Annotated in this window: 23 protein-coding genes and 1 other RNA gene; 17 read left to right on the forward strand and 7 right to left on the reverse strand. The window is 55.6% G+C overall.

The features are described 5' to 3' along the window. The first annotated feature begins 266 nt into the window (after nucleotides 1-266). The 3 genes from zapA to ACX1CU_RS19065 all read left to right on the forward strand — a co-directional run bounded on the left by zapA (nucleotide 267) and on the right by ACX1CU_RS19065 (nucleotide 1,464). Nucleotides 267-596 carry a cell division protein ZapA gene (gene zapA / locus ACX1CU_RS19055; protein WP_021179791.1) on the forward strand — a complete coding sequence of 110 codons (330 nt, stop codon included), beginning with the start codon at nucleotides 267-269 and terminating at the stop codon, nucleotides 594-596. 41 nt (nucleotides 597-637) lie between these two features. Next, nucleotides 638-821: non-coding RNA, 6S RNA (ssrS, locus tag ACX1CU_RS19060), on the forward strand. 34 nt (nucleotides 822-855) lie between these two features. Further along, nucleotides 856-1,464, forward strand: coding sequence for a 5-formyltetrahydrofolate cyclo-ligase (locus tag ACX1CU_RS19065; RefSeq protein WP_459399799.1), 609 nt, complete (start codon nucleotides 856-858; stop codon nucleotides 1,462-1,464). A gap of 46 nt (nucleotides 1,465-1,510) precedes the next feature. On the opposite strand, the gene serA is transcribed toward ACX1CU_RS19065, so the two are convergent. Together serA and rpiA are read right to left on the reverse strand one after the other, a co-directional pair. Continuing rightward, complete coding sequence (serA, locus tag ACX1CU_RS19070) at nucleotides 1,511-2,749, reverse strand: phosphoglycerate dehydrogenase (RefSeq protein ID WP_459399800.1); 1,239 nt, start codon at nucleotides 2,747-2,749, stop codon at nucleotides 1,511-1,513. A gap of 442 nt (nucleotides 2,750-3,191) precedes the next feature. Then, nucleotides 3,192-3,851, reverse strand: coding sequence for a ribose-5-phosphate isomerase RpiA (gene rpiA / locus ACX1CU_RS19075; RefSeq protein ID WP_459399801.1), 660 nt, complete (start codon nucleotides 3,849-3,851; stop codon nucleotides 3,192-3,194). A gap of 153 nt (nucleotides 3,852-4,004) precedes the next feature. Between rpiA and ACX1CU_RS19080 the strand changes: the two genes are divergently transcribed. After that, nucleotides 4,005-4,898 carry a LysR family transcriptional regulator ArgP gene (locus ACX1CU_RS19080; RefSeq protein WP_459399802.1) on the forward strand — a complete coding sequence of 298 codons (894 nt, stop codon included), beginning with the start codon at nucleotides 4,005-4,007 and terminating at the stop codon, nucleotides 4,896-4,898. A gap of 225 nt (nucleotides 4,899-5,123) precedes the next feature. Here the strand turns inward: ACX1CU_RS19080 and ACX1CU_RS19085 are convergent, their stop codons facing one another. From ACX1CU_RS19085 to ACX1CU_RS19095, 3 genes are all read right to left on the reverse strand, one after another. After that, the gene (locus ACX1CU_RS19085) at nucleotides 5,124-5,852 is read right to left on the reverse strand and encodes an oxidative stress defense protein (protein WP_459399803.1); all 729 of its coding nucleotides are present in this window, start codon (nucleotides 5,850-5,852) and stop codon (nucleotides 5,124-5,126) included. Nucleotides 5,853-5,934: 82 nt separating this feature from the next. Then, entirely contained in the window at nucleotides 5,935-6,552 is a 618-nt protein-coding gene (argO, locus tag ACX1CU_RS19090) for an arginine exporter ArgO (protein ID WP_459399804.1), read from the reverse strand. Between the two features lie 157 nt (nucleotides 6,553-6,709). Then, nucleotides 6,710-7,528, reverse strand: a complete 819-nt coding sequence (locus ACX1CU_RS19095) for an IclR family transcriptional regulator (protein WP_459399805.1) — start codon at nucleotides 7,526-7,528, stop codon at nucleotides 6,710-6,712. A gap of 374 nt (nucleotides 7,529-7,902) precedes the next feature. Between ACX1CU_RS19095 and ACX1CU_RS19100 the strand changes: the two genes are divergently transcribed. From ACX1CU_RS19100 to ACX1CU_RS19125, 6 genes are all read left to right on the forward strand, one after another. Beyond that, the gene (locus tag ACX1CU_RS19100; RefSeq protein WP_459399806.1) at nucleotides 7,903-9,444 is read left to right on the forward strand and encodes a sugar ABC transporter ATP-binding protein; all 1,542 of its coding nucleotides are present in this window, start codon (nucleotides 7,903-7,905) and stop codon (nucleotides 9,442-9,444) included. Beyond that, nucleotides 9,434-10,519: an ABC transporter permease gene (locus tag ACX1CU_RS19105; protein WP_459399807.1), complete on the forward strand. Its 1,086-nt coding sequence runs from the start codon at nucleotides 9,434-9,436 to the stop codon at nucleotides 10,517-10,519. Before ACX1CU_RS19100 ends, ACX1CU_RS19105 begins: the two co-directional genes overlap by 11 nt. A gap of 14 nt (nucleotides 10,520-10,533) precedes the next feature. Beyond that, nucleotides 10,534-11,622, forward strand: coding sequence for an ABC transporter substrate-binding protein (locus ACX1CU_RS19110; RefSeq protein WP_459399808.1), 1,089 nt, complete (start codon nucleotides 10,534-10,536; stop codon nucleotides 11,620-11,622). A gap of 14 nt (nucleotides 11,623-11,636) precedes the next feature. Further along, nucleotides 11,637-12,485 (forward strand): SMP-30/gluconolactonase/LRE family protein, encoded by an 849-nt coding sequence (locus ACX1CU_RS19115; protein ID WP_459399809.1) that lies wholly within the window; start codon nucleotides 11,637-11,639, stop codon nucleotides 12,483-12,485. A gap of 253 nt (nucleotides 12,486-12,738) precedes the next feature. Beyond that, nucleotides 12,739-13,737, forward strand: coding sequence for a 3-dehydro-L-gulonate 2-dehydrogenase (gene yiaK / locus ACX1CU_RS19120; protein ID WP_459399810.1), 999 nt, complete (start codon nucleotides 12,739-12,741; stop codon nucleotides 13,735-13,737). Nucleotides 13,738-13,747: 10 nt separating this feature from the next. After that, nucleotides 13,748-14,236 (forward strand): YhcH/YjgK/YiaL family protein, encoded by a 489-nt coding sequence (locus ACX1CU_RS19125; protein ID WP_459399811.1) that lies wholly within the window; start codon nucleotides 13,748-13,750, stop codon nucleotides 14,234-14,236. A gap of 58 nt (nucleotides 14,237-14,294) precedes the next feature. On the opposite strand, the gene ACX1CU_RS19130 is transcribed toward ACX1CU_RS19125, so the two are convergent. Then, entirely contained in the window at nucleotides 14,295-15,674 is a 1,380-nt protein-coding gene (locus ACX1CU_RS19130) for an IS4 family transposase (RefSeq protein WP_459399175.1), read from the reverse strand. Nucleotides 15,675-15,913: 239 nt separating this feature from the next. On the opposite strand from ACX1CU_RS19130, the gene ACX1CU_RS19135 reads away from it, so the two are divergent. Genes ACX1CU_RS19135 through araD form a run of 5 tightly spaced genes read left to right on the forward strand, consistent with a single transcriptional unit; the run spans nucleotide 15,914 to nucleotide 20,912 of the window. Further along, complete coding sequence (locus ACX1CU_RS19135) at nucleotides 15,914-17,212, forward strand: MFS transporter (RefSeq protein WP_459399812.1); 1,299 nt, start codon at nucleotides 15,914-15,916, stop codon at nucleotides 17,210-17,212. Then, nucleotides 17,209-18,702, forward strand: coding sequence for an FGGY-family carbohydrate kinase (locus ACX1CU_RS19140; RefSeq protein ID WP_459399813.1), 1,494 nt, complete (start codon nucleotides 17,209-17,211; stop codon nucleotides 18,700-18,702). Before ACX1CU_RS19135 ends, ACX1CU_RS19140 begins: the two co-directional genes overlap by 4 nt. After that, nucleotides 18,699-19,355 (forward strand): 3-keto-L-gulonate-6-phosphate decarboxylase UlaD, encoded by a 657-nt coding sequence (ulaD, locus tag ACX1CU_RS19145; RefSeq protein WP_459399814.1) that lies wholly within the window; start codon nucleotides 18,699-18,701, stop codon nucleotides 19,353-19,355. Before ACX1CU_RS19140 ends, ulaD begins: the two co-directional genes overlap by 4 nt. Nucleotide 19,356: 1 nt before the next feature. Further along, on the forward strand, nucleotides 19,357-20,217 hold the full coding sequence (locus ACX1CU_RS19150) for an L-ribulose-5-phosphate 3-epimerase (RefSeq protein ID WP_459399815.1): 861 nt from the start codon (nucleotides 19,357-19,359) through the stop codon (nucleotides 20,215-20,217). Next, a complete protein-coding gene (gene araD, locus ACX1CU_RS19155; RefSeq protein ID WP_459399816.1) occupies nucleotides 20,211-20,912 on the forward strand; it encodes an L-ribulose-5-phosphate 4-epimerase in 702 nt (233 codons plus the stop codon). Before ACX1CU_RS19150 ends, araD begins: the two co-directional genes overlap by 7 nt. Before the next feature lie 42 nt (nucleotides 20,913-20,954). Here the strand turns inward: araD and ACX1CU_RS19160 are convergent, their stop codons facing one another. After that, nucleotides 20,955-21,461, reverse strand: a complete 507-nt coding sequence (locus ACX1CU_RS19160) for an RrF2 family transcriptional regulator (RefSeq protein WP_459399817.1) — start codon at nucleotides 21,459-21,461, stop codon at nucleotides 20,955-20,957. A gap of 204 nt (nucleotides 21,462-21,665) precedes the next feature. On the opposite strand from ACX1CU_RS19160, the gene ACX1CU_RS19165 reads away from it, so the two are divergent. Further along, a complete protein-coding gene (locus ACX1CU_RS19165) occupies nucleotides 21,666-22,865 on the forward strand; it encodes an NAD(P)/FAD-dependent oxidoreductase (RefSeq protein WP_459399818.1) in 1,200 nt (399 codons plus the stop codon). Nucleotides 22,866-23,332: 467 nt separating this feature from the next. Then, complete coding sequence (locus ACX1CU_RS19170) at nucleotides 23,333-25,864, forward strand: tannase/feruloyl esterase family alpha/beta hydrolase (protein ID WP_459399819.1); 2,532 nt, start codon at nucleotides 23,333-23,335, stop codon at nucleotides 25,862-25,864. Nucleotides 25,865-25,888 lie beyond the last annotated feature (24 nt).

Consider the following 25,888-nt stretch of genomic DNA (forward strand, 5'->3'; position numbering starts at 1 on the left):
CACCAAGGTCCGTCGCTATACCAGTTGAGCGCACTACCTCAGTGGCAGGTTATAATCAGAGCATCTTGGCATTTCCAACAGACTAAATCGCGGTAAGTATGCATTTTGAAACCCTTTTTTATCTGGTAATGTTAAGCACGATCGATTAAAACCAGATGCTGAAAAAGTGTTGAATCTTGGTACCGAGGTATATATAGTGGCGCCCGCTTTGAGTTGCACGGCACAGGCTGGCCGGAGCTGGCGCGAAATTTAGGCAGGAAGGTGGCATGTCTGCACAACCGGTAGATATTCAAATTTTTGGCCGTTCGTTAAGAGTTAATTGCCCGCCAGAACAACAAGATGCGTTGAACATGGCAGCAGAAGATCTTAACCAGCGGTTGCAAGATCTTAAAGTTCGCACTAGAGTCACAAATACAGAACAACTTGTTTTCATCGCAGCATTGAACGTCTGTCACGAACTTGCTCAAGAGCGCTTGAAAACCCGTGACTATGCGGCCAATATGGAACAACGAATTCGTATGCTGCAACAGACCATTGAACAGGCATTGCTTGAACAGGGTCGCATCTCTGAACGTCAGGATGCACAATTCGAATAACTTAAGTTGCTGAAGTTGAAGGTTTCGGCAATGAGTAAAAAATTTCTCTGAGATGTTTGCCAGCGGGCCCGTCCCCTGAGCCGATATTTAGTACCAATAGAATGTGATGACTCGTGACCGGTGTGCATGCTCGGCCCGTCCGAGAAGCCTTAAGGTTGCGACATCATGTTCACCTTGAACCATGGGTTCAAGGGTTACAGCCTGCGACGGCATCTCGGAGATTCCCTTCACTCGTGGTTTACCACGCAAGTTCGATATTATGTCTTTTCAACCACAGTTCGTTCAGCAACGCCAAACACTCCGTAATAAAATCCGCCAACGGCGCCGCGCTTTAACGCCCGCGCAGCAGCATGACTTTGCGTTGCAGATTGCAGCACGCCTGGCCCAACATCCTCGCATACAAGCAGCACAACGCATTGCGGTGTTTCTCTCTTTTGACGGTGAGTTGGATACCCGCCCGCTGATTGAGCAGCTATGGCAACAGGGCAAGCAGGTTTACCTGCCGGTATTGCACCCGTTCAGCCCCGGCAATCTGCTGTTTCTGCGGTATACCCCAAATACGCCGCTGGTGCGCAACCGCTTCAATATTCTGGAGCCCGCGCTGGATGTGCGCCACGTGTTACCGGTGTTGCAGCTAGATGTGGTTCTGACGCCGCTGGTAGCGTTCGACGCTGTAGGCCAACGGTTGGGAATGGGCGGCGGGTTTTACGATCGCACCTTGCAGAACTGGCAGTATGGCGGCCCGTACCCGATGGGGTTGGCGCATGATTGCCAGCAGGTAGAACAACTGCCAGTAGAACACTGGGATATCCCGCTGCCGGAGATCGTGACGCCTTCGCAAATCTGGGTATGGCAAACGGTAAAATAGCAAAAGGCCGGATTTCTCCGGCCTTTAAGATCTCGCACAGCCTTTATCAGAACAGCAGGCGTGCGCGGATAGTGCCTTCAATCGCTTTCATACGTTGCAACGCCGCATCAGCGCGCTCGGTTTCTGCTTCGATATCGATCACCACGTAGCCGATTTCCGCACCGGTCTGCAGATATTGAGCGGCGATGTTCACACCTTCTTCCGCGAAAATCTGGTTAATCTGCGTCAGAACGCCTGGGCGGTTTTCATGGATATGCAGCAGGCGGCTGGAGTTCGGGCCATGCATCGGCAGCGAAACTTCCGGGAAGTTAACCGCAGACAGCGTAGAACCGTTGTCGGAGTATTTCGCCAGTTTCCCGGCCACTTCGTCACCGATGTTCTCCTGCGCTTCTTCGGTCGAACCACCGATATGCGGCGTCAGCAGCACGTTGTCAAACTCACACAGCGGCGAATTGAACGGATCGCTGTTGGTCGCAGGCTCTTCTGGGAAGACGTCAATCGCCGCCCCTGAAAGATGATGACTCGCCAGCGCATTACACAGCGCAGGAATATCCACCACGGTACCGCGTGAGGCGTTGATCAGGATCGCACCCGGCTTCATCAGTGCCAGCTCTTCGGTACCAATCATATTCTTGGTCGACAGCGTTTCCGGCACGTGCAGCGTTACCACATCGCTCATATTGAGCAGATCGGATAAGTGGCGCACTTGCTGAGCGTTACCCAGCGGCAGTTTGTTTTCGATATCGTAGAAGAACACCTTCATACCCAGGCCTTCCGCCAGAATACCGAGCTGAGTACCGATATGGCCGTAGCCGATAATCCCCAGCTTCTTGCCACGCGCTTCATACGAGCCCACAGCCAGTTTTTGCCACTGGCCACGGTGCGCCTTGGCGTTAGCCGTTGGGATACCGCGCAGCATCAGCAGCAGTTCGCCCAGCACCATTTCAGCCACGGAACGGGTATTGGAGAATGGCGCGTTAAACACTGGAATACCGCGTTTGGTCGCCGCTTTCAAATCAACCTGGTTGGTGCCGATACAAAAACAGCCCACTGCCACCAGTTTCTCTGCAGCAGCAAAAACCTCTTCGGTCAGATTGGTACGCGAACGAATACCAACGAAATGCGCATCGCGGATCGATGCCTTAAGCGCTTCGGTGTCTAACGCACCTTTATGGTATTCAATGTTGGTATATCCGGCAGCACGCAAGCTATCTACCGTGCTTTGATGAACCCCTTCCACCAACAAGAATTTAATCTTGTCTTTTCCCAATGATACTTTTGCCATTTACCCGACCCTATATTCAGACTTCAGAAACGACTGTCATCCCCTTCTTACTTGAAGCTGCAGCGTTGTTGGCTGCGGGCGCTCACCCCAGTCACATAGTTATCTATGCCCCAGGGGTGAGCGCCCTTGCCGCCTAGCGGCAACTCCAAGTACTTTGGGTATATAAAACAGCACATCCCCCCAACATAACAAAAATAACGCGCCCGGCAATACAAACGATTGCTCGCCGATCAGCACAAGGCTCATTGATGCCGGTGGTTTCTGGTGGAAGATGCCATAGTGAAAGAATTTGGTAGGAGCTTAGCGGAGATTATTGCCATAACGTGACATATATCACTAAATTTGGCGGTTTTAAGATAAGATATTTTTTAGCCGAAAATCTCAAGAAACAGGCAAGCGGCAAATCATCAGGGCGCGATTGGCTGCGCCCCTGCAAGCGTGGTTATCTCACCACTTTTTTAACGCCATCCGGCGTGCCCACCAGCGCAACATCCGCACCACGGTTGGCAAACAGGCCGACGGTCACCACACCGGCGATACTGTTGATCTTGTTTTCCAGCTCAACCGCATCGAGAATGTTCAGGTTATGCACGTCCAGAATCACGTTGCCATTATCGGTCAGCACGTTCTGGCGATATTCCGGCAGGCCGCCCAGCTTCACCAGCTCACGCGCCACATAAGAGCGCGCCATCGGGATCACTTCCACCGGCAGCGGGAATTTGCCCAACACATCAACCTGCTTGGTTGAATCGACAATGCAGATGAACTTGCGGGCAATCGCGGCAATGATTTTTTCGCGGGTCAGGGCTGCGCCACCGCCTTTGATCATCTGCATATGGCCGTTGATCTCATCCGCGCCGTCAACATAGATATCCAGCGAATCCACTTCGTTGCTGTCAAAAACGTGGATCCCCAGGCTTTTCAGTTTGGCGGTAGAGGCGTCGGAGCTGGACACCGCACCTTCGATCTGATCTTTGATCGAGCCGAGCGCATCGATAAAATGAGCCGCCGTAGAACCGGTGCCGACCCCCACAATGGTGCCTGGTTTCACATATTCCAGCGCCGCCCAACCTACCGCTTTTTTCAGTTCATCCTGAGTCATGATGTGTTTACTGCCTATGTGCGAAAACGTGTGCGTATTATAGGGTAAATCGCCGTTTTGCACTCAGACGGGATCACACTTATTTCACCCGAAAAAGCGTAGAAATGTGGCATAGTGCCGGTATCAATTTCTTTTTATAGGGATATATCTCCGATGAAACGCCCAGACTATCGAACGCTGCAAGCGCTGGACGCGGTGATCCGTGAGCGTGGCTTTGAGCGCGCGGCACAAAAACTGTGTATCACCCAATCGGCAGTATCCCAGCGCATCAAACAGTTGGAAAACCTGTTCGGCCAACCGCTGTTGGTGCGCACCGTGCCGCCGCGCCCAACAGAACAGGGGCAGAAACTGCTGGCGTTGCTGCATCAGGTTGAACTGCTTGAAGAAGAGTGGCTGGGGAATGATAACGGCGTCGATACCCCGTTGCTGCTGTCGCTGGCGGTCAACGCCGACAGTCTGGCAACCTGGCTGTTACCGGCGCTGCAATCCGTCCTGACAGACTCGCCGATCCGCCTGAATTTGCAGGTCGAAGACGAAACCCGCACCCAAGAGCGCCTGCGCCGGGGTGAAGTGGTGGGCGCAGTGAGTATCCAACCGCAGCCGCTGCCGAGCTGCCTGGTGGATCAATTGGGCGCACTGGATTATCTGTTTGTCGCGTCCAAAGGGTTTGCCGAGCGCTATTTCCCCAACGGCGTGACCCGCTCCGCCCTGCTGAAAGCCCCGGCGGTAGCGTTTGATCACCTCGACGATATGCATCAGGCATTTTTGCAGCAGAACTTCGATCTTTCACCGGGCAGCGTGCCGTGCCATATCGTTAACTCTTCAGAAGCCTTTGTGCAGTTGGCAAGGCAAGGCACCACCTGCTGTATGATCCCGCATCTGCAAATAGAGAGAGAACTGGCTTCAGGGGAGTTGATCGATCTGACGCCGGGTCTGTTCCAGCGCCGCATGCTGTTCTGGCACCGTTTTGCTCCGGAAAGCCGCATGATGCGCAAGGTTACCGACGCGCTGTTAGCTCATGGGCATCAGGTACTAAGGCAAGACTGATATACCCTTCATCTTTCAAGTTGCAGGTATGTTGGTTGCGCTTTCCTGCATATTGAAATCTATTGGGTATATACCCAAATAATTCGAGTTGCTTGTAGGCGGCAACAGAGCGAAGCCCCAGGAGCTTACTCCAGTAAGTGACTGGGGTGAGCGAGGGCAGCCAACACCCAAGCAACTTGAAGTATGACGGGTATAGAGGGCGCAATGGCTGCGCCCTGCGGGCTATTACTGTGCTGCGTTACGCTGCAACTCAAACACCACATCTACCTGATCGTCAAAGCGAATGCTCTGCTGCTCGTAGGTTTGCGCCGCATCGCTTTCCGGTGCAGCAGCCGCTTTAAACATGCGCGCTACCGGCATCGGTTGAGCGTTGGCGACGTGATAGCGGATGCTGTAAACCGGCCCCAGGGTAACCTTAAAGCCCTTCGCCAATGAAGCCGCCTGCTGAGTGGCATCTTCAATCGCTTTCTGGCGCGCCTGTTCGCGATAAACGTCCGGATTGGCCACACCCAGCTCAACCGAGCGGATCTCATTGAGGCCAGACTTCAGCGCCCCGTCCAGCAGTGCATTCAGCTTATCCAACTGGCGCAACGTCACCTGCACCTGACGCACCGCACGATAGCCTTTCAGCACCGACTCGCCGGTTTTCAGGTAATCATATTCCGGCTGCGTGCGCAGATTGGCCGCGTTGATATCTTTCTTTTCAATACCGTTTTTTTGCAGGAAATCGAAATATTGCGCCACGCGCTCGTCGACCTGCGTTTTCGCCTGGGCGGCATCTTTGGAGGTAACGCTGACTTCGATCGCCAACGTGGCGATATCCGGGGTAGCGTCCACGCTGGCGCTACCGGAAGTGACTACGTGCGGCCCTTCGGGTAATTCTGCCGCCTGCAACGCTAAAGGTAACGCCCCAAATCCAATCATTGCGGCCATGGCCAATGCTTTCAGCTTCACGGTGTCTCCTTAAAATGGCTCATTACTGAGCCTAAAACCTAACATATCCGGCGGAGATTTAAATTCGGATTAGTGACAAATTCTATAGATTTGCGCCATTCCAGGCTAATTGTAGCGCAATGGCCCACATCACCAGCCCGACCAGAACGTTGATAATCCGTTGTGCGGTCTGAGTTTGCAGCCACGGAGCCAGCCAGGAAGCCAGCAAAGCCAGGGCGAAGAACCAGGTGATCGATGCGCTGGCCGCACCTAAGGCAAACCAGGAGCGGATCTCCGGTGCAAGTTGGCTGCCAAGGCTACCGAGCACCACAAAGGTATCGAGATACACATGCGGGTTCAGCCAGGTGACCGCCAACATTGTGACCACAATGCGCCAGCGGCTTTGCTTCATCTCTTCGGCGGTGGCGAATGCCAAGTGCTGGCTGAACGCGGTGCGGAAAGCGCCCCAGCCGTACCACAGCAGAAACGCCACCCCGCCCCAGGTGACCAACAGTAACAACAGCGGCGAACGGCTCAGCAAGGCGCTGCCGCCGAAAATACCGGCGCAGATCAGGGCGATATCGCTCAACGCACACAGCGAAGCGATCATCAGATGATATTGGCGGCGGATCCCCTGGTTCATCACAAATACGTTTTGCGGCCCCAGCGGCAGGATCATCGCGGCGCTCAAGGCAAAGCCTTGCAAAAAGATGGTTAACATTTTGTTTCCTCTGGCGATAGAATGCAGGGCTTTTGGCGATGCCTCGAAGGCGATAATGCCAGAAAAGCGGCGCGTGCTGTTCAACACGCGCATCATACGAAGAGATAATTATTAGGGGAAATGGATATTTCTAATCAGGCATCAGTTAGGCTAATGCTCAACCGTGGGTCACAAACCCCAGTTCTTGGGAAATGCGCTGCGCGGTGGCAAGTACCGGTTTCATCAGCGATTTCACTCCAACCTGTTGCAGCTTGGCGGTCGGCAGAGAAACCGACACCGCATAAGGCACCCGTTGCTGAATGTCGAACACCGGCGCGGCAATGCAGGAGACGCCCAGTTCGTTCTCTTCACGGTCCATCGCCACGCCCTGTTTGCGAATATCCGCCAGTTCCTCATACATTTTCGGCAATTGGGTAATGGTATTGCGCGTTAACGGCTGGATTGTCTGCTGATGGGTTTGCCAGTAATGATCCGGGTAATCGCTCTTGCCGTAGGCCATGAAAATCTTGCCCATCGCCGAGCAGTACAGCGGCATGTGCTGGCCGATATAGGCACGGGTACGCATCATGCCGGTGGTCGGTTCCAGCTTGTAGATCAGGATCACGTGATCGTCTTCGCGGCTGGAGAAGTTCACCGTTTCGCCCACTTCCAGATTCAACTGCTCCAGATGCGGTGCTGCCACGTGGATAATATTCAGCGAGGAAAGCGCCTTCTGGCCAATAGAAATGAACTTGGTGGTCAGGCGATAGCTGCCGGGGGACGGTGCCTGGGTGACGTAACCGCTGGCGTGCAACCCCTGCAACAGGCGGTGTACCGTGCTCTTGTTCATCTCTGCCAGTTCGGAGAGGTGAGCCAACGGGCAGCCATTGGGGAAATTGCTCAATATCTCAATCAGTTGCAATCCACGGAACAGGCTTTGGCTGCCCAACGGTTTGTCTTTCTTATCATCTTTTTCATCAACAGCTTTCAGGCTCATAGCGAAATCTCTCCAATGTCGAACCACCCGTCTAGGCTACGGCACGATCAGCAGGCTCATTACCGGGGATGTTACTCCAATGGTTGCATCAGGTGAAGATGGAACGCCGTTTCATTGTCAGCAGCAGCGTTAAAACGCGCAACATTTTGGCAACTTACGAAGTGAGTTATAGGTCACAAATTCGCAAAGATAAAAATAACCCATTGTTTATTAATAACAATTAAAACCCAGCCGGCTTTGCTTTAGCTCAGCGTTCGGCATATCATTTTTGAAATTGAATTTCGCATAATGAAATATACCGTAGATTTAATCACCATATTTTCACTAACTTGCCACAAACAAGTTGCGCGAACCGGACACAAAGGGTGCATCACATGACTCATAGCAATGCGGATCAACCCATTCTGACACTCAGCAACATCGTGAAGCGATTTGGCGGCAACATCGCGGTTAACGATGTCAGCTTGCAGGTGATGCCCGGTGAAGTCTTGGCGCTGCTGGGTGAAAACGGTGCCGGCAAATCGACGTTGATCAAGGTGCTGGCTGGCGTTTACCCGCGCGACGGCGGTGATATTCGCTTTCAGGGCCAGAGTATTGTTTCAGCAGCAGCGCTAAAAAGCGCCAGCCGCCAGCCGATCGCCTTTATCCATCAGGATTTGGGGCTGATTGAATGGATGACGGTGGCGGAAAACATGGCGCTGGTGATGGGCTTCCCACGCCGTTTCGGGCTGATCGACTGGCGCGCCATTCGCCAACGTGCCAGCGAGGCCTTGCAGGATGTCGGCATTGCGCTGGATCCGGATGCTCGGGTGTTCGAACTTTCCCGCACCGAGAAATCGCTGCTGGCGATCGCGCGGGCGGTGGCGGTGAACGCCGAACTGCTGGTGCTGGATGAACCCACCGCATCACTGCCCGCCAACGACGTGCGCCATCTGTTCGCCGTCATCAACCGGCTGCGGGCCAAAAAGGTCGGCATGATTTATGTCACCCATCGTCTGGATGAAGTGATAGAGATTGCCGATCGGGTGTGCGTGATGCGCGACGGGCGCTACGTCGCCGGGGGCAATACCGCCGATTATTCCCTGCGCGATCTGGTACAGACGATCGTCGGTGAAGCGATGACGGGCGATCAGCGCGAACCGCTGCCGGAGCTGCAACCGCCGGTGCTACAGCTCAGTAACGTGGTGATCGGTGAGATCGGCCCGGTCAGTTTCAGCCTGCAACCGGGTGAAATGCTGGCCTTGGCCGGGCTGCGCGGTGCCGGGCAGGAAGAGATTGGCCGCCTGCTGTTCGGCCTGCGCCAGCGCGACGGCGGCGAAATCCAGTTCCGCGATCGGCCTTACGCTGCCACCAGTCCACAGCAGGCGATCGCCTGCGGCGTTTCGCTGGTAGCGGGCGATCGCACCGGCGAAAGCCTGGTGATGTCGATGAGCGTACGCGAAAACCTGTTTATCAACCCCTGCGCCAGCGGCCATCAGCTATTGGCGCGCTACAGCCGCCGCGCCGAAACCGCGGCCAGCGAGCAGAAAGTGCAACTGTTCGACGTGCGGCCGAAGGACGTCAATATCGACATCAGCGCCCTGTCCGGTGGCAACCAGCAAAAAGTGGTGATGGCGCGCTGGATGCACCTGGGCGCACCCTTGCTGATCCTGGAAGATCCTACCGCCGGTGTCGACGTCGGGGCGCGGGCAGAAATTTATCATCTGTTAAATCAATCCCTGGCCGCTGGCGTGGCGGTATTGGTGATCTCCAACGATTTCGAGGAGATCGCCCATATCTGTAACCGCGCCTTGGTATTCAACCGGGGAACCGTGGTCGGCGAACTGAAGAACCAGCAGGTCTCGTTCGCTAATTTATTGGAGCTGGCCTCTGCCAGCGCCGGGGAAGTTGTGGTGGAGAAACAGCATGTCGAATAAAACATCCGTTAAATCAACGGCATTAGAGCAGCGCGTCAGCCTGGCGCAGGACGGCGCTGGCCCGTGGTTAATGCAGGTGCTCACCCGCTACGGCCTGCTGTTATTGTGCATTATGCTGGTGATCCTGTTTTCACTCACCACGCCGTCGTTTGCCTCAATGCTGACGTTACAGGCGATCCTGTCCAGCAAAGCCAAAATCGCCCTGCTGGCGTTGGCAGCCACCATTCCGATGATCGTCGGCAAAATCGATCTCAACGTCGGTTTCGGCATCGTGCTGTGGCACATTCTGGCGATTACCCTACAAGTGGAATACGGCTTCTCCTGGCAGATGGCGGTGTTAGCCGTATTGGTGATTTCCGCGCTGTACGGCCTGTTGAACGGCATTCTGGTGGCGTTGGCGGATATCGACAGCTTCGTCGCCACGCTGGGCTCCGGCACCGTGCTGTATGCGGTGGCTCTGTGGCATTCCGGCGGGCGGCAGATTGTCGGGGATCTCCCCGACGCCTTTATCGCCCTGCATCACACCGAAATTGCCGGTATCCCGATCGTTGCCTTCTATGTGCTGATCGTGGCCGTGGTCCTGTGGTTGATCACCGAACACACGCCGCTCGGCCGCTGCATGTATGCGGTAGGCGGCAACCCGGCGGCGGCGCGGCTGAACGGTATTTCCGTCAACCGCTTCACCATCGGCGCTTTTATGGCCTCCAGCGTACTCACCGGCTTTAGCGGCGTGCTGATCGCCGCTGAACAAGGCGTCGGGCAGGCCAGCGTCGGCATGGACTACTTATTACCCGCATTGGTTGGCGCCTTCCTCGGCAGTACCACCATCCGTCCAGGGCGGGTCAACGTCTGGGGCACGGTGGTCGGCATTGCCATTCTGGCGATCGGCATTGCCGGTATCCAACAGTTTGGCGGCGAATTCTGGGTTGAACCGCTGTTTAACGGTGCCACCCTGCTGCTTTCCATCACGCTGGCGGGCTATGCCCAGCGCCGCCGGTTGCTCAACCAAAAAGCGGTACAGCACAGTCAGGCGGCTTTAGCCGAAAAAAATAACCAGAAAGCGATTAATCCTTAATCAGGAGTTTACGTATGAAACGTTTTTGGATGTTATCAGGGGTCACTACGTTGCTGTTAGCCACCGCACCGGCGTGGGCAGATGCTTATCTCGATCAGGCCACCGCGGCGGTAAATAAGGCCACGACCAGCGCCAGCCAGTGGGATGGCCCCACCAGCGGCCCGCAGTTAGTGCCGAACAAGAAAATCATCTTTATTGCTTCCGACATGAAAAACGGCGGCGTACAAGGGGTGCAGCAAGGGCTGAGCGAAGCGGCCAAAGCGGCAGGCTGGCGGTTGGAAACGCTGGACGGTGGCGGTTCGGTGAAGGATCAGCTGTCATCTCTCAATCAGGCGATTGCTCAAAAGCCAGACGGCATTGTCATCGGTGGCTGGAACCCTAACGTGGCCAAGATCCCACTGAAGAAGGCGATCCAGCAGGGCATCGTGCTCACCGCCTGGCACGCGGTGCCGGAACCGGGGCCGATCGCCAAATATGACGTATTCTATAACGTCACCTCCGACTCCAACGAAGTGGCACGCATCGCGGCACAATACGCAGTGGTGAAATCCGGCGGCCAGGCCAGCGTGCTGATCTTTACCGATTCGCTGTACCAAATCGCGCTGGACAAGGCCAACGTGATGAAAGAAGAGATCGGCAAATGCAGCGGTTGCACAGTGGTGGAGTTCATCGATACGCCGCTGGCGGACACCGCCAACCGCATGCCCGCCATGACCTTCAGCCTGCTGCAAAAATACGGCGATAAATTCCAGTACGCATTGGCGATTAACGACCTGTATTTCGATTTCATGGCTCCAGCGCTGAAAACCGCCGGTAAAGGCGGCCAAAATGCCCCATATAACATCTCGGCCGGTGACGGTTCTATTTCCGCCTATCAACGCATCCGCTCCGACGACAGCCAGTCCGCCACCGTGCCGGAGCCGCTGAAGCTGCACGGCTGGCAGTTGCTGGATGAATTCAACCGCGCCTTTGCCAAACAGCCGCCTTCTGGCTATGTCACTCCGGCGCACCTGGTAACTCGTGACAATATCAGCGCCGATAACCTGTATGACCCGCAGAACGGCTACCAGGAACATTACAAAGCCATCTGGGGCGTAAAATAAACGGAGGGGCTGGCATGATCGCACAATCATTGGAACGTTTATGCTCGCCCGCCATCTGGGCCGAAGGCCCGGTATGGCTGCCACAACAGGATGCTGTGGTGTTCAGCGATGTGAAAGGCAACCGTATGTTTCGCTGGGCGCGCAACGGGGAACTCAGCCTGTGGCGCTCGCCTTCGCACTACGCCAACGGTAATGCCCGTGATAATCAAGGGCGCGTGATCAGTTGTGAACATGGACGGCGCGCCATCAGCCGCACCGAGCATGACGGCAGCCTCACCCTGCTGGTGGAACGCGTTGACGGTAAACGCTTCAACTCCCCCAACGATGTGGTGGTGCGCTCCGACGGCACTTTGTGGTTTACCGATCCGCCCTACGGCATCGTCGGTGATGAAGAGGGCTACAAGTCAGAAAGCCAGGTGATCGGCTGCTATCTGTACTGCTTCGATCCCCACGATGGTTCGCTGAACATTGCCGCCAGCGATCTGCAACGGCCAAACGGCCTGGCTTTTTCACCGGACGAACGCCTGTTGTACGTAGCCGATATGTCGATCGTCGATTTCCCCACGCTTGGACGCAGCGAACTGCGGGTCTACCCGGTAGAAGGCCGCAAACTGGGAGCCAGTAGCCATTTTGCCCATGTTGCGCCCGGCTTTCCGGACGGTTTTTGCCTGGATGCCGCCGGTAATCTGTTCTGTAGCTGTGCTGATGGCATCACCATTTTTAACCCTCAAGGCCAGAAAATCGGCAAGATCGCCGTGCCGGAGCGGGTTTCCAACTGCACCTTCGGCGGGCCGGACGGTAATGAGCTGTATATCACCGCCACCACTTCGCTATATCGGATCGCCCTGAATACCCACGGGTAACAGGCATTCCGCTTCATACAGGGTGAGCCGCCTCACCCTGTTTTGTCACGCCTGTAGCACGGCAAACCCCCAAAACGTGCCGCCGATCACAAAATCACCACACTAATTTAACTCACTGTTTTTAAATATTAATTTTCCGTCACCTCACTTTGACTTCGCTCCGATGCGGGTATAGCATTTATTTGAAATGCAATTTCGCATAATGAAATTTAAAGAATGTAAAACGCACAATTCGCCGTAACGGAGAAGCAGCATGAGAGTGAGTTACACCGAACTAAAACAGCAATTCAAGCGTGTGTTGCTGGCACGGGGCGTGGCGGAACAAACGGCAGATGAGTGCGCCGCGATGTTCGCGGAAACTACCGAAAGCGGCGTCTATTCTCATGGCGTAAACCGTTTCCCGCGCTTTATTCAGCAGTTGGAAGCCGGTGACATCGTCCCCGGTGCCAAACCGAGCAAGCTGCTGGCGCTGGGCGCTATCGAACAATGGGATGCCCATCAGGGGATCGGCAACCTGACCGCCCGCCAGATGATGGATCGTGCCATGCAACTGGCGGATCAACACGGCATCGGCCTGGTAGCGCTGCGTAATGCCAACCACTGGATGCGCGGCGGCGGCTACGGCTGGCAGGCGGCGGAAAAGGGTTATATCGGCATCTGCTGGACCAACTCGATCGCCGTGATGCCGCCTTGGGGAGCCAAACAGTGCCGCATCGGCACCAACCCGCTGATCGTCGCCGTGCCGAGTAACCCGATCACCATGGTGGATATGTCGATGTCGATGTTCTCCTACGGCGCACTGGAGATAAATCGCCTGGCAGGCAAAACGCTGCCGGTAGATGGTGGTTTTGATAATGACGGCAACCTGACTCGCGATCCGGCCACTATCGAAGAAAATCGGCGCATTCTGCCAATGGGCTACTGGAAAGGTTCGGCGCTGTCGGTGGTGCTGGATATGATCGCCACCCTGCTTTCCGGTGGCAGTTCCGTAGCCGAAGTAACCGAAGATCACCGCGACGAATATGGCGTTTCGCAGGTGTTTATCGCCATCGAGATCGAACGCCTGATCGACGGTAAAACCCGCGATGAGAAATTACAACGCATCATGGATTACATCACCAGCGCCGAACGCGATAACCCCGATGTCGCTATTCGCCTGCCGGGCCACAGGTTCCCACGCGTCCGCGCCGAGAATCAGCGCGACGGTATTCCCATTGACGACCGAGTCTGGGCGCGCATTCAGGCGCTTTAAGGAGAAGACTATGTTCTTTGGCCATATTGCCCATACGGCAGCAGAGCATTATCCCCCGGCGATCGCCAAAGCGGTGGCCTATTTGCAGAACACCGACTTCGCCGCCCTGCCCGCCGGGCGTTATGAAGATGCGGAAACCGGTTATCTGGTGCAGGTGCTGGATTTACACACCCAAGATAAAAACCAACTGCGGCCAGAAGTGCACCGCAAAAATATCGACGTGCAGTTTCTGGTGAGTGGCACCGAACTTATCGGCGTCGCTGTGGATAACGGTAATAACCTTATTGAGCAGGAACTATTGGAGCAGCGCGACATTATTTTTTATCAGGATGTGGAGAATGAATCCTGGTTAACCATGCACCCCGGTAATTTCGCGGTATTTTTCCCGCAGGATGTTCATCGCCCTGCCTGTATTAATCAGCAACCCTGCGATATTAGAAAAGTGGTAGTGAAAATACCGGTAACATTAATTTCAGACAGGAAAGAAATTCTAAATTAATCATCCAATACTAATGAGCTAAGACTATTCAGTTCCCTCTCCCTCGGCTGTCTCTTGATCAGATCTCCTGATCAAGAGACTTCGCCAGTTTATACCCTTCGACGATATCCTGAAGCTTGAACCATCCCTCCCACATCACTACCCATCCTGCTCGTCCCGTTCGTTTACTGTCATACCAACGCCCCAGCTTCGCCAGATTCAGGTACGCCCACTTCACACTCGGCGGCCTCTTCGGCAAGGTTTTACCTTCCTGTTTCACCCACAACAACGTCCATTCAAGTGGACTCAGTACCCGTTCACAGCTTGCATTGAGCGTCTCTTCACTCAACCCGCCCTGGCGTAACGCCAACACCCGCACCGCTATAAAGCTCAGGATGACGATCATTCGCTCCAGATTATTTCGCGTTTGCATCCGTAGCTGTTCCACCTGCGTTCCACCGCTTTTCCACGCTTTATGGTATTCCTCTATCAGCCAGCGACGCTCGTAGTAACTGATAATCACCCGGGCTTCTTCCGCTGATGTGACTTTTTCTGATGTCAGAAGGTGCCAGCACGCTCCGTCTTCTCCTTCTTCACGACAGCAGATATACGTCAGTGGGACGGTATTTTCTTCTGACGTACTCCCCGGCATTTTGAGTTCGACCGAGCTATAGCGGATACTCATTTGTGCCCCACGCGCAGCACGTCCGCCTTTCTGGACCACATTCAGTCGATAACTGCCTGCTTCTGTTAGCGTTTCTGGCAACTCCAACAGCTTCTCATTATGTCCACTTAGCAACCGGTTCTGAGCGGCTCGAACGATGAAGCGCTGTTTATTTTTCGTTTTATAATCAAGGTAATGCCAGATATCCGCTTCCCGGTCACAGACGGAGATAACGTGTGCTTGTGTGTCACCGAGACGCTGTGCCGTTCGTTCAGATGCCTGTTGCCATTTGTAACTCTCTTTCTCTTCATAAGGCACGTGTTTACGTTGGTGCTTTTTACCGTATTTGTTCGCTTCACGGCTCCAGCGATGCTGGTCGATGAGCCCCAAGAACAGTGCGTGCTCGGGAGCATAAAGCAGGACGGTGTGGGCTAACAGGCCATGCGTATTCTTGCTGGTTGTCGTATTTCCCAACTCGTCATACGCGGTGGTGTGAGCGAAGTTAATGGAGGTGGTGTCTTCCAAAGCAAGTAGCAGGGTGTGCGTCTTGGCGGCCATTGCTGTGGCGTTGAAGCCGGCCTCGGCAATGGCATCGGGTGAGACGTTGGGATTGCGGATCAGACGATAAGCCCCTTCAACTTCAGCGGTGGTTTGGGATGATTTCACAATAGAAAGTCCTGTATTTTTAGCCAACGAGGCAGTGAATTTGACGAGACGCTGAGTTCGCCGATAGTCGCCAAGTTGAGCGAGCCCAAAAGTGTCATTAGCCCATGAATAACAATCAGAAAGCACCATACTAAAAACCGAAGAAGAGGAGAATATAAAGAGAGATCAACAGACGGGGAGAAAGTTCAAAAACTCCCCGGCGTTTGTGCCGGGGAAATGTGTATAAGAGACAGCTCCCTCGGGGAGAGGGGGCGTCATATGATATCAAGTGCTACGGGAAATTTATTCGCGCTATACCCAAACGACTTGGAGCTTTCAGCTTCAGGTAATTAAAGAAATGCCATTATTTATATGAAGGTATTGATAATATGAATACAGCCTCTATTTCTGTTGGCCGTAGCCAGGCCATACCTAAATTACGCTGGTTACGAATAGTGCCCCCTATTCTTATTACCTGCATTATTTCTTATATGGATCGCGTTAATATCGCATTCGCCATGCCGGGCGGTATGGATGAGGAATTGGGCATTACCGCTTCAATGGCCGGATTAGCGGGCGGTATTTTCTTTATCGGTTATCTGTTCCTGCAAGTTCCCGGCGGCAAGTTAGCGGTCAACGGTAACGGCAAGAAGTTTATCGGCTGGTCGCTGCTGGCCTGGGCTATTATTTCGGTGCTTACCGGGCTGGTCACCAACCAGTATCAGTTGCTGTTCCTGCGTTTTGCCCTCGGCGTTTCCGAAGGCGGTATGTTGCCGGTGGTGCTGACCATGATCAGCAACTGGTTCCCGGACAAAGAACGTGGTCGCGCCAACGCCATTGTGATCATGTTCGTGCCGATCGCAGGAATACTCACCGCCCCGCTCTCCGGCTGGATCATCACCGCCTGGGACTGGCGCATGCTGTTCCTGGTAGAAGGTGGGTTGTCGTTGCTGGTAATGGTGCTGTGGTACTTCACCATCAGCAACCGCCCACAGGAGGCCAAATGGATCTCGCAGGCAGAAAAAGACTACCTGATTAAAACCCTGCACGACGAACAGTTGCTGATCAAAGGCAAAACGGTGCGCAATGCGTCGCTGCGGCGCGTACTGGGCGACAAGATCATGTGGCAACTAATCCTGGTGAATTTCTTCTACCAAACCGGCATCTACGGCTACACCCTGTGGCTGCCGACCATCCTTAAAGGGCTGACCAACGGCAATATGGAACAGGTCGGGATGTTGGCCATCCTGCCCTATGTCGGCGCGATCTTCGGCATGCTGATCATTTCCACCCTGTCTGACCGCACCGGCAAACGCAAAATCTTCGTCTCCCTGCCGCTGGCCTGTTTTGCCATCTGCATGGCGCTTTCAGTGCTGCTAAAAGAACACATCTGGTGGTCCTATGCCGCGCTGGTCGGCTGCGGGGTGTTTATTCAGGCCGCCGCCGGGGTGTTCTGGACCATTCCACCGAAGTTGTTTAACGCCGAAGTGGCCGGTGGCGCGCGCGGGGTGATCAACGCCCTCGGTAATTTGGGCGGGTTCTGCGGGCCCTATATGGTCGGCGTGCTGATCAGCCTGTTCAGTAAAGACGTCGGGGTTTACAGCCTGGCGGTCTCGCTGGCGATTGCCTCAGTGCTGGCGCTGATGCTGCCGAACAAATGCGACCAAAGCGCGGGGAACGCGCCATGAAATACTGGTTAGGGCTGGATTGCGGCGGCACCTTTATTAAAGCCGGGCTGTATGACCCACAGGGAAAAGAACTGGGGATTGCCCGCCGGAATCTGACCATTATCGCGCCACAGCCCGGCTGGGCGGAACGGGATATGCCCACGTTGTGGCAAACCGCCGCCGGGGTGATCCGCGAAGTGCTCGAGCGCTTCGGCATCAAAGCTGCCGCCGTTCAGGGCGTGGGGATTTCGGCTCAGGGGAAGGGACTGTTCCTGCTGGACAAACAGGGCCAGCCGCTGGGTAATGGCATCCTCTCTTCCGATCAGCGTGCGCTGGCGCTGGTGCAGGCGTGGCAAAAAGCTGGTATTCCGCAGGCGCTGTATGAACAGACCCGCCAGACGCTGTGGACCGGCCACCCGGTTTCGCTGCTGCGCTGGGTGAAGCAGCATCAGCCGGAACGCTATCGCCAGATCGGCAGCGTGCTGATGGCCCACGATTATCTGCGCTACTGCCTGACCGGCGAACTGGCCTGCGAAGAGACCAATATCTCTGAGTCCAATCTGTATCAGATGGAACAGGGCCGCTATGACCCGGCGCTGGCGCAGTTGCTCGGGATCGGCGAGATCGTGGCCGCTCTGCCGCCGATTGTTGCTTCCGCCGACATTGCCGGACGGGTCAATAGCACCGCTGCCGCCGCAACCGGCCTGCTGGCGGGCACGCCAGTGGTGGGCGGGCTGTTCGACGTAGTGTCCACCGCGCTATGCGCCGGGTTGCAGGATGAAACCCGGCTGAACGCGGTAATGGGCACCTGGTCGGTAACCAGCGGCATTACCCAAGCGATTGAAACCGGCTTTGATCATCCGTTCGTCTATGGCCGCTATGCCGAAGCGGGCCAATACATCGTGCACGAAGCCAGCCCAACCTCCGCCGCCAATCTGGAATGGTTCTGCCAGCAATGGGGGTTGCATGATTATGAGCAACTCAACCAGTGGGTAGCGGCCTTGCCGAAAGCGGGCAGCCAACTGCTATTCGCCCCTTTCCTCTACGGCTCCAACGCCGGGCTGGGCCTCTGCGCCAGCTTCTACGGTATGCAGGCCTTCCACCAGCGCGAACATCTGGTGCAGGCGATCTTCGAAGGGGTGGTGTTCTGCCATATGACCCACCTAAACCGCATGTTGCAACGCTTCCCGCACACCACCGCGCTGCGCGTCACCGGCGGCCCGGCGAAGTCGGCCCCGTGGATGCAGATGCTGGCGGACATCAGCGGCCTGCCGCTGGAACTGCCGCAGGTGGAAGAAACCGGCTGCCTGGGGGCGGCGATGGCCGCCATGGTCGGCACCGGCGCGTTCCCAGACTTTACCGCTGCCCAGCAGGCGCTGGCCCCGCGCCTGGAAATCGTGCATCCAGACGCACAGGCGCAAGCGGCTTACCAGCATAAATACCAACGTTATCAGGCGCTGATTAGCGCGTTACAAACGCTGCAAAGCGGCCACTCCAAGGAGGCTTTATGACCATCAAACCGCGCCTGCAACTGGCGCTCGATCACACCCGGCTGGATGCGGCCCTGCAAACGGTGGAGCGCCTCCATCCGCATGTCGACATTATCGAAGCAGGCACCATCTTGTGCATCAGCGCCGGGATCCAGGCGGTGAGCGCCCTGCGCGAGCGTTGCCCGCAGCATACGCTGGTAGCCGATCTGAAGGTGGCCGATGCCGGTGCCACGCTGGCAGAGCAAGCCTTTGCGCAGGGGGCTAACTGGATGACGGTGATTTGCGCCGCCCCGTTAGCCACCATGGCCAGCGCGCAGGAAGTGGCAGCGCGCCATCAGGGGGAAATTCAGATCGAACTGTTTGGCCGCTGGACGCTGGAGGATGCCAAACACTGGCTTGATCTCGGTATCAAGCAGGCGATCTACCACCGGGGGCGCGACGCGCAGGCCAGCGGGCAAACCTGGGGCCAGCAGGATCTCGACACCATGAAGGCGCTGTCTGATTTAGGCATCGAGCTTTCAGTCACCGGCGGTATCACGCCAGCCGATTTACCGTTGTTTAAAGACATCGCCGTTACGGCATTTATCGCCGGGCGCGCGCTGGCGGAAGCGGTAGACCCGATCGCCGCCGCGCGTCAGTTCCGTAGCGCCATTGATGACATCTGGAGAGTTTAATATGCGTCAGCATCCGTTAGGGATTTACGAGAAAGCCTTGCCGAAGCACCTGAGCTGGCCAGAGCGGCTGGCGCTGGCCAAAGCCTGCGGCTTTGATTTTGTCGAGATGTCGGTCGATGAAAGCGATGAACGGCTGGCGCGCCTGAGCTGGAGCAAAGAACAGCGCCTTTCGCTGGTCAGCGCGACGTTGGAAACCGGCATCACCATCCCGTCGATGTGCCTTTCCGGCCACCGTCGTTTCCCGTTTGGCAGCCATGACGAGGCCACGCGCCAGCAGGCCTACCGCATCATGGAGCAGGCGATCCAACTGGCGAAAGACGTCGGCATCCGCACCATTCAACTCGCGGGTTACGACGTGTATTACGAACAGCAGGACGCAGGCACCCTCGCCCGCTTCACCGAAGGCCTACAGTGGGCTGTGGAACGTGCCGCTGCCACGCAGGTGATGCTGGCGGTAGAGATCATGGATACCGCCTTTATGAACTCGATCAGCAAATGGAAAGCCTGGGACGCCTGCCTGGCCTCGCCGTGGTTCACGGTTTACCCGGACGTTGGCAACCTCAGCGCCTGGGGCAACGATGTGGCGCAGGAGCTGAAGCTGGGCATCGATCGTATTGCCGCCATTCACCTCAAAGATACTTTCCCGGTCACAGAGACATCGCCGGGGCAGTTTCGCGACGTGCCTTTTGGTGAAGGCTGTGTCGACTTTGTGGCGCTGTTCCGCACGCTGAAGCAGCTCAACTATCGCGGCGCTTTCCTGATTGAGATGTGGACCGAAAAAGCCGCTGAGCCAGTGGCCGAGATCGTGCAGGCACGCCGCTGGATCGAACAGAAAATGCAGCAAGGGGGAATGACATGCTAACTCTGCCACAGCTCAAACAGCAGGTGCTGGAAGCCAACCTCGATCTGCCGCGTCATAAGCTGGTGACCTTTACCTGGGGCAACGTCAGCGCGGTCGATCGCGAGCGTGGGTTGGTGGTGATCAAACCCTCCGGCGTGGAATATGAACAAATGAACGTGGACGATATGGTCGTGGTCGATCTCGCCACTGGCCGCACGCTGGAAGGCAGCAAAAAACCCTCTTCCGATACCGCCACCCATTTGGCGCTGTACCGCGAGTTCAGCGAGATCGGTGGGATTGTGCACACTCACTCACGCCACGCTACCATCTGGGCGCAGGCCGGGCTGGATATTCCCGCCTGGGGCACCACCCATGCCGACTACTTTTACGGCCCGATCCCCTGCACTCGCTTGATGACCGCCGACGAGATTGAGCACGACTATGAACGGGAAACCGGTCAGGTGATTATTGAAACCTTCCACCGGCGCGGCATCAGCCCGAGCGCGATCCCGGCGGTGCTGGTCAACGCCCATGGACCGTTCGCCTGGGGTAAAGATGCGCATGACGCGGTCCATAACGCGGTGGTGCTGGAAGAGATTGCCTATATGGGGATTTTTTCCCGCCAGTTGACGCCGGGGATTGGCAATATGCAGCAGGTGTTGCTGGATAAACACTACCTGCGCAAGCACGGTAAGAACGCTTATTACGGGCAGTAATGGATAGCTGATGGGTAAGGGAGATCGCTTACCTTACCCATCTCAATCATTGCGACGACGATCGATCCACTCTTCGATCTGGATCGGGAACACGTCCGGCGCTTTTCTAAACATCCGCCGCACCAAATCCAATACCGTGTGTTGTGCCAGCGCCTCTTCCATCCGCTGCTGAGCGACCTGCATCACCTGGCGTACTCCGCACAGGCCTTCGCAAGCCCAGTCCGGCGCAGGCTCATCAAATACGGCCATCCGCTGGCGGATCTCTTTACAGTCAAAAATCGATTTCTCACCGTCGATAGCCGCCACAATATCCAGCACCGTGATCTGATCGGCAGGTTTTGCCAGCCGGAAGCCGCCCCCTTTGCCCTCGGTGCTTTCAACCAGTTGGGCTTTAGACAGCTTGGTGAAAATCTTGGCGAGGTAATCGTAGGGTACGCCCTGTAATTCGGCGATTTCACGGACGCTCATTTCACGCCCTTCCCCTTTACCATCAACCATGCACATCAGGCTATGGATGCCATACTCCACCCCAGAACTGTAAAACGCCATCTTATCTCCGCACTATTAAGTCTGAGTTGTATAGTAATTTTTTCCTGCCACCGATGCAATTTTTAACCAAATGCCTCAGTAAATAAGACTTACTGCAAAGCGTATCCTATCTCAATAAAACGCTTGTTATTTATAACTACGATAATTATAGTCGTAGTTAATGAATCACTCATCCTTTAACGGGATGACTAACGGAGTTAAAGCATGAAAGAAAAAATTCTTATCCTGGGTGCAGGTTTTGCAGGAATGTGGGCCGCATTGAGCGCGGCGCGCATGACGGATCTGCACGATCGGACAGATATTGAAATCACCGTACTGGCTCCACAGCCGGAACTGCGCATCCGCCCACGTTTCTATGAGGCTAAGGTCGACACCTTCGCCGCACCGCTGCTGCCGTTATTCGGCGTGGCCGGCGTGAAGTTTGTGGCCGGTACCGCCAGTGAGATCGACAGCCAAAACCAGCAGGTCTGGTATCACAATGCACAAGGGCAGCTTGCCGTTGCCAGCTACGACCGCCTGATTCTGGCCACCGGTAGCCAGATCAACCCGGCGTTACCCGGCGCGCAGCAGTACGCCTTCGATCTGGATCAGTTGGAAAGTGCCGCCCGCCTGGAACACCACATCAATGCCCTAGCCGATCAACCGGATAGCGCAGCACGTAATACGGTGATCGTCTGCGGCGGGGGTTTTACCGGGATTGAGATGGCCACCGAGTTACCTGCGCGTTTGCGAGCCGTGCTGGGAAATAGCACTCCGGTACGAGTGATTGTCGTTGAACGTGGCTCGGTGATTGGCGGGCGTTACAGCGAGCAACTGCGCGGCGTTATCGAGCAGGCCTCTAATGAACTTGGGGTGGAATGGTTGCTTAATGCTGAAATCATGGAGATCGACGAGAAAGGCATTACGTTGAAAAACGGCCAGCATATCGCCTCCAGCACGGTGATCTCAACCGTGGGCGTACAGGCCAGTTCGCTAACCCGGCAGATTCCGGCAGAGCGCGATCCGCAGGGCCGGTTACATGTAGATCAACATTTGCGCGTCGCGGGCCTGCAAGAGGTTTATGCCACCGGGGATGTGGCCTTCGCCGCCACGGACGATCTGGGCAATCATGCCCTGATGACCTGCCAGCACGCCATCATGCTGGGGCGCTTTGTCGGCCATAACGTGGCCGCCGATCTGCTCGGCGTTGCCCCCTTGCCTTATCGTCAGGTGAATTATGTTACCTGTCTGGATCTGGGAGCCTGGGGAGCGGTGTATACCGAAGGTTGGGATCAGGTGGTTAAATCTACTAAAGAAGAGGCGAAGAAAATCAAAGTCGCCATCACCAACGAATTGATCTATCCACCGAAAGCCGAACGAGAAGTGGCCTTTGCCGCCGCCGATCCATTAGCTGCTTTTGTTTGATGGCATAACACTGAAGCCTGATGGGGCGCCAGAACGTCCCATCTCCCGCCTCGTCCCCACACCGATATTTTTTGTTGTATCTGACACATCACTGCCCGATGTAAGTCAACTCCCCCCTTTCTCCGCTGGAACCCATTTATCGGCCCTTGGCATACAAAACATTAATTCCGTGCATGAGTTCAAATAGTGGCTGGCTTTTGAATGTTAAAATGCCGTTTCAATTTCGCCACATTGCTCAATAATGTCACGAGGACATTCAACCCATGAAAACCCCGCCTACGCTTTGGCATAAAACTATAATAAACCGCATAAGATATCCGCTGCTCACCGGCCTCATCTGCACATTACTGGCTGGCTGTGATTCCGGTTCGACGCAAGATACATCGTCTACGGCGAACAATTCGAGCGATCCCACAACGCCCGTAGATCCCGCTTCCCCGTTGGATCCTGTAACACCAGAGAACCCCGTGGCTCCCGAACCCACTCCGCTTACCGCTCAGCAGGCCTGCGAACAGCTCAATGGCGTTACTTTTCCCGCCTCAGCCTTAACCTTGCCAACCGGAGGAGCGCAAGTGGTGACGGCGACGCTGATCCTCGCGGATGCCAGCGGCAATACCTTGGGTGAATATTGTCAGGTACGCGGCAAGATCTTCCCCTTCAGTGGCGGTGCGCCAGAGATCAATTTTGCCGTTAATCTCCCTACGCAGTGGAACAATAAGGCCATCCACTTTGGCGGCGGCGGCTTTAATGGCAGGCTGATTGATGGCACGGAGAAAGTACGTTTTTCCCTGCCGAATAATCCGGCCCCGCTGGCGCAAGGGTATGCCACCTGGGGCGATGATTCCGGCCATCAGAGCGGCAGCATTACCGACGGCAGTTTTGCCATGGATGATGAGGCGCTGGCCAACTACGGCGGCGACACGCTGAAAAAGACCCACGACGTGGCGTTACTGCTGCTGCAACAGCGTTACGAGAAAATGCCGCAGCATAGCTACTTCCTCGGTACCTCTACCGGCGGGCGCGATGCACTGGGCTATATCCAGCGCTGGCCGCTTGACTATGACGGCGTGATTGCCAATGAACCGGCGCTAAATTACACCGGTACCCGCCTGTCGAACGTGGCGGTGGGACGCGCGCTATACCTTAATGATGGCGCGGGCTGGCTGAACGTCAACAAAACCCTGCTGGTGCAACAGGCAGCAATGGATGCCTGCGATCGACTCGACGGCGTGACAGACAATATCATCAGTAATGTAGAGGGGTGCCGCGCGGGGAGTGCGCAGGTGCTGGCCAATCTGCGTTGCGCCGGTGGGGTGGACAGTGGCGATACCTGCCTCTCCGATGCCCAGATTGCCACGGTCAAGGTGATCGAATCACCGTTACAACTGGACTATCCGCTGGCTAATGGCGTGAACGTGGCCGGAGGTTATAACCTGTTGGAAGGCACGCTGGTTGCTGGGCCTTTTACCACCCGTAATCTGGGGACACGCCCGGTTCCCGCTAACCCCGCCGCCAAGGCGGATGCCAATATGTATGTTACCGGCGATCAGTGGGTCAAATATTTCGTTACCCGCGATCCCTCGTTCGATGCCCTGACCTTTAATCCTGTTAATCCTGGGGCCTACACCAGCCAAGTACAGCAGGTCTCTGCGATCACCGATGCCACCAATCCCGACATCTCCGAGTTTCTTGGTCATAACCATCGCCTGATCCTGCTGCATGGTCTGGCCGACGAGGTCATTAGCCCAAACTCCACCATTGCCTGGTATCAGGCGATGAGTGACAAAGTTGGGCAGGATGCGGTCAGCCAAGGGGTACGTTTTTATACCGTTCCCGGCATGGGGCATGGTACAGGCAGCTTTCTGCCAGCCTGGAATTCATTAACGGCATTGGAAAACTGGGTTGAGCGCGGTGTGGCACCGGGTAATCGCTGGGTGATGGATACCAATGCACAAACCTATGGGCGAACCAGACCGCTGTGCCAATATCCCTCCTGGCCGAAATTTAAAGGTGCAGGCAGCCTGGATGCCGCCATCAACTACAGCTGTACCGATAGCGGCAATGTCATCCCCCAGGCCTGTGCCAATCTGCCCACCGCCACCACCACCTATAAAGGTGGGAATACCTTTGGCGAAGAGTTGACCGTGCAGTTCGATCCCACCACCATGAACTACAGCATTACTGTCGATGCCAGCCTGCAACGCCCGGCAGGTACGGTGCGCAGCGGCACGCTGCTGGCGCACGATGGTTGTACCTTCAGCAGTGACGAGAATGGTGCACAGTTTACCTTCACCGGCGGGGGCGTGTTGTCGGGTGGCGTAGCAAAAGTATCAGGATCGGAGTTCCTGCCACTGGTAGCGTTCCAGAATATCAGCAGCGATTACAAAGCGGTTGCCGATATCTACAATGTCAGCGGTATCCAACATAGCGTCAGCAACGACAATGCCACACCGCTGAGCGGTTCGGCGCGGCTGCGTTCATCAGCAGCCACCTGGCAAACCTGCCAAGATCCCAGCACGCAGGGTTTTATTACCTATGATGCAAGCTGCACGGTAAGCACCAAAGGCTATATCGCCTGGAACAGCGATCATAATGCCTTTGACTATTTTGTCGGCGGTACCCCCGATAAAAATAATGGCAAGCTAAGCGGCTCGCTAATTAGCGGTATGGTCAATGGCAAACCGGTGCCGCTGGTTCTGACCCGTTCAGAAACAACCTACGGTATGGGCTTTTATGCGCAGCAACCTTCTGCTCTGCCTCTGGCCACCGGTGCGGCAGATGGTAACTATCGTGTCAGTACCAGCGATGGCAGCCAGTTTGATACCGAATTGAGTGGAACCACGGTTTTTCAGGCTAACAGCTATGGCGTACTCAGCTATAACCAGCCGGTGCTTGGCGTGATAACGGCAACGGGAGCCATCAGCGGCGGTTACACCACCAATGGTGGCATCCTGTCGATTATTACAGATGACCGCTTTGGGCTGGGGCTGTTGTATTAAAATAGGTCAGCAGTTTAAGGCCAC

It is taken from the genome of Serratia sp. D1N4 (assembly GCF_054552755.1).